This window comes from Candidatus Kurthia intestinigallinarum (assembly GCF_003991225.1).
Classification (GTDB): Bacteria; Bacillota; Bacilli; order Bacillales_A; family Planococcaceae; genus Kurthia; species Kurthia populi.
The window spans coordinates 1-1,943 of record NZ_JTFC01000137.1; the positions used below are offsets into that span (position 1 = coordinate 1).

Annotated in this window: 1 protein-coding gene; it reads right to left on the bottom strand. The window is 31.1% G+C overall.

Annotated elements, in window-relative coordinates; all coding sequences use genetic code 11:
- Positions 1-349: 349 nt before the first annotated feature.
- Positions 350-1,780 carry a VanZ family protein gene (locus QI30_RS19190; protein WP_126992102.1) on the bottom strand — a complete coding sequence of 477 codons (1,431 nt, stop codon included), beginning with the start codon at positions 1,778-1,780 and terminating at the stop codon, positions 350-352.
- Positions 1,781-1,943: the final 163 nt, after the last annotated feature.

Sequence of the window (1,943 nt, forward strand, 5' to 3'; positions counted from 1 at the left end):
CTATCACCTACTTTCGTACCTTTGATAACCGTATTTTCCCGTTCGCCAAGACAATAAGCGGATATGTAGTGTAATTTAAAGAAACACACGTTCTTGTTACAGTTGTAACAGAGTTGTCATTAAAATATTTGATTTTTCTGTAAATATAAAGGTGAAAAGGTATAATTTTAGTAGGAATGCCGTCAACATTTCGGAAATTTTGTACGCTAAGGCGTCCCGTCAGAAAAATGCGGATTTACAACGATAAGGGGGATAATGTTCCCAAACGTCGGTTTGGGAATGTAATACTTCAATTAACGCAGCAGGTTAAGTTGCGAGGGAGAACTCCATTCTCCCCCTTCTTATTCAACTAACGAAGCAAGTTAGTTAAAGATTTCATCATTGCAGGTATTTGAATATTAATGAAGTAATCTTCATTATTTAGATGAACTTCAAAATTATATACTGGTTGATAATAACCTTTTGTATCATAAACATATGAAATATCGACCCCAGTTATATTTAAACTATCACCTTTACTTAAAGCTGGGTAAATTTCAAAATTCCCATTTATTATCTCTTCATATGCTTTTTTAGGGGAAATAATATCGACATTCTTTATAAAATTATTTTCGTTTATTGAGTAAAAGATTGTACTTGGTATCTTCGTTTTAGATGGTGTAATCATGACAAGACCCATCGAAAAATCTTGATTATAATTTTTGATTGATTCAGGTGTTATTACATCCCAACGTAATTCTTTACCCTGAAGAGAATAATTAACATCATCCGGCAACAATTTACTTGTTTTCATCCATTTTTCGAATAATTCTTTTTGTGTTTTCTCAAATGCTGGTGAAATTTCTAGCTCTTCAGAAGCGAAATTTGTAAGCGTCCATGTTCCAGCTGTTAAGACATAATTCAATTGGTATATATTGTATGATTCGTCCTCGAATTTAAAAATTCGATTGCGACTCTCTGTGTATATTTTTCCTTTTTGAGTTAATCCATATTCATTACTCAAAATAGTAGCTATTTTCTTCCCATTCTCTAAATCATTTGCACTTATGTTTTGGTAAATTGCTGCACTTGACGGTTCATCCGAAAAATTTAATTTTGATTCAACTGTTACATGTTCCATATCTTGTCTTTCAGCAGGAAGAATCGGCATGTTCCCAAATTCTTTAATCGAATAGAAAGTAAACGGTATTAATAAAATGATACTAAAAATCGTAGGGAGTGCTATTGCTTTAATCAATGATTTCAATTTTCTTTGTTGAACAAAATCTCTAATACCAATAATTAAATAGAACCCAATAATACCTCCTAATGTGTTATGAAATATATCATCTAATTCAAAAATACCTTTTTGCGTTACAAGTTGAATACATTCAATCAAAAGTGTAACTCCTAATGATACTATTAGTGCTGGGGTAAAACTGTTAAATTTTTTATTGTAAAATGGTAATAAAATTCCTAACGGAACAAACATTATAATATTAAAAATAATTAGTTGAAATTCTGTCAAAGACCAATTATTCCAAGCATTAATATAACCGCTATACAGATTAAGATTGGTCATACTTTCATAATTGGCGCCTCGGCTCAATGTTGTTATACCTAACACAATAGTAAACCAGCAAATCAACAATAAAAGCGTGATAAAAGAATATATTTTTTGTTTGTGTAAATGACCTCTTTTTTTCTGATAAATTAAGAATGAAAAGCCAATTATTCCAAAAATACAACATGCTGTTATAATCCAAGGAAAAAGACCCCTTATTATACTTGTTACGTCCATTGATGCATTCCCCTTATAAGGTGTAAACAAATTATTATATATAACTGTATTTCGCAAGCTAAATTAGGTTCTTACACATAGTCAGTGAATGCTTACATACATCACTACCCGGGTATAGGATCTGAAAAAGACGTGTACCGTATGCTCACATGCTTTTTTATTT